Source organism: Streptomyces sp. SID5785 (genome assembly GCF_009870065.1).
Taxonomy (GTDB): Bacteria; Actinomycetota; Actinomycetes; order Streptomycetales; family Streptomycetaceae; genus Streptomyces.
The window spans coordinates 1-2,778 of record NZ_WWIA01001120.1; the positions used below are offsets into that span (position 1 = coordinate 1).

A 2,778-nucleotide genomic window follows, 5' to 3' on the forward strand; every position below is an offset into this window, starting at 1 on the left:
TTCGGGTACGCGGAGGCGTACCCGAGAGCACGGAACCGGCGCGGGCCCTCGCCCTCCTCGTCGCGCCGCAGCTGAAGGGCCGCGTCCAGGATGTCCACCGCGGCGATGTCCGCCAGCTCGGGCACCATGACGTCGGCCAGCTCCTGCGCCGTCCGCTCGACCTCCAGCGTCGTGCCGATCCGCGTCGACGACTCGGCGAGCAGGGTGAGCCGGCGCCGGCCTCGCTCGGCCTCGGCCGCGGCGCGGTGCCGCCCGGTGATGTCGACCACCGAGTTCGCCACGCCCATGACCTGCCCCGCGGAGTCCTCGAGACGGTAGAACGACACCGACCAGGCGTGGTCCTCGTCGGGCGCCGCGGGCGTGCGCCCCACGACGTGCCGGTCGATCACCGGGACGCCCGTCGCGAGCACCTCGCGCAGCGTCCCCTCGACGCCGTCCGCGTCGAGCAGGGGCAGCAGATCGCGCGGCCGGCGCCCGATGTGCTCCGCGGCCGGCCGGCCGTTGATGCGCTCCAGCGCCGGGTTCACCAGGACGTAGCGCAGCTCGGTGTCGAGCAGCGCCACACCGATCGGGGACTGCGACAGGAGCTGGTCCGACAGCGCGAGCGCCGCCTCCAGGTCCTTGAGCTGCGCCTGGTCCGCGGCGAGCCCCAGCGCGTACACGGCACCCCCGTCGTCCTCGAGCCGCATGTTGCGGAACTCCACGAGCCGCCGGCTGCCGTCCCGGTGCCGGATCGGGAAGGCACCGGCCCAGTGCGCACCCGTCCGCATCACCTGGGCGAACAGCCCGGCGACCAGGTCGTGGTGCTCCGTGCCCACCAGCACCGACGCCGCGTACTGGCCGAGCGCCTCCTCCGCCGTGTATCCGAAGACGTCCTCGGCCTGCGGGCTCCACAGCACGATGCGCCCCCGGGCGTCCAGGACGACCGCGCACACCCCGACCAGATCGAGCAGTCCGCCCGCGGGCACCGCGACGGACGAGAGCTCACCCCGGCCGGGGCGGGCCGGATCCGGTACGCCGTCGCCCATGACTGAAGCCTCCCTCCGCGCGCCCCCACCGGGCCCGCCGAGCTCGTAGCACCTCCCATGCTCCCCCCGCCCGGCGCCCCGCACGACCCGGCCCGCACACGCCGTGCGCACCCGCGGGCGCACGGTTATGGTGGCCGGGCGGTGCAACGGAGAGTCACATGAGACCTGCGGAGAAGCCGGAGATCGGCCTCGAGGAACGCCTGCGCCTCAACGACGTGGGCAGTTTCGACTGGGACCTGGAGAACGGGGAGCTCAGCCTCGACGACAACTGCCTCGCGGTCGTGGACCTGGCCCCCGACGAGTTCGAGGGCACGGTCGCGTCCCTCGGCGACCGGATCGTCCCCGCCGAGGCGGTGCGCATCACCTCGGCCGTGAACGCGGCGGTCGAGTCGGGCGCCGACGCCTACGGTGTCTACTTCCATCTGCGCCGGCGCGACGGCGCGATGCGGCTCACCCACGCCTCGGGACGCGTCCTGCGCGACGCGGACGGGCGCGCGGTGCGGGTCATCGGACTGCTCCGGTCCGCGCCCAGCGAACCGACCGAGCTCGCCGGACTCGACTCGACCGAGGTCAAGCGCAGCCGCGTCGCCCTCATGGTCCAGGGCACCACCGAGGCGCTGTCCCGCGCCGTCACCGTCGACGACGTCGTGGCCGTGCTGTCCGGGGCGAGCGGCCTCGACCGGTTCGCCGCCGACGGACTCGTGCTCGGGCTCGTCGAGGGCGACGACCTGAAGCTCATCGCCCTGGTCGGTCAGTCGATGGAGACGCTGGACGAGCTGAAACTGCACCAGATCGACGAATCGCTGCCGCTGGCCGAGGTGGTCCTGTCCCGTCGCCCCCGGTTCGTCGAGCAACTCGACGAGCTCGCGCACCGCTTCACCCGGCTGCGCCCCTACATCGACCGGCTGCGGCTGGAGTCCGCGGCCTTCCTGCCGCTCGTGGCGCAGGACCGGTCGATCGGCGGTCTCGCCCTCTTCTACCGGGGCCGCAAGGAGTTCACCGACGCCGACCGCAATCTGTGCATCGGCCTGTCCGGCATCGTGGCCCAGTCCCTCCAGCGCGCCATCCTCTTCGACGAGGAACGCGACCTGGCCAAGAGCCTCCAGGCCAGCATGCTGCCCAAGGACATCCCGAAGGTGCCCGACACCGAGGTCGCGGTGCGCTACCACGCGGCCTGGGGCGGCCGCGCCGTCGGCGGCGACTTCTACGACGTCGTCGTGCTGCCCCGCGGCCGGATCGGCCTCGTCGTCGGCGACGTCCAGGGCCACGACACGCACGCCGCCGCGATCATGGGCCAACTCCGCATCGCGCTCCGGGCGTTCGCCGGGGAGGGGCATCCGCCGTCGACCGTCCTCTCCCGTGCCTCACGCTTCCTCGCGGAGCTGGACACGGAGCGCTTCGCCACGTGCACCTACGCCCAGTTCGACCCGGCCACCGGCATCGTGCGCGCGGTCCGGGCCGGGCATCTGCCGCCGCTCGTGCGCCACGTCGACGGCCGGGTCGGCATTCCGCGGCTGCACGGCGGACTGCCGCTGGGGATCGCCACCGACTTCGAGATCGAGGACTTCCCCGAGACCCGCCTCGACCTGGTGCCCGGCGAGACGCTCGTGCTGTGCACCGACGGCCTCGTGGAGGAGCCGGGCCTCGACCTCGACGCGGGGATGCAGGCCCTGTCCGGCGCCCTGAGCACCGGCCCCGAGCACGCCGAGGACATCGCCGACCACCTGTCCAGCACCCTGTGGGAGACCTA

General features: G+C 73.4%; 2 protein-coding genes. One reads left to right on the plus strand and one right to left on the minus strand.

Annotated elements, in window-relative coordinates; genetic code table 11:
* On the minus strand, nucleotides 1-1,028 hold a 1,028-nt coding region (locus tag GTW43_RS36205), incomplete at its 3' end, for a PAS domain-containing protein (RefSeq protein WP_161306214.1).
* Between the two features lie 158 nt (nucleotides 1,029-1,186).
* On the opposite strand from GTW43_RS36205, the gene GTW43_RS36210 reads away from it, so the two are divergent.
* On the plus strand, nucleotides 1,187-2,778 hold a 1,592-nt coding region (locus GTW43_RS36210), incomplete at its 3' end, for a SpoIIE family protein phosphatase (protein WP_161306215.1).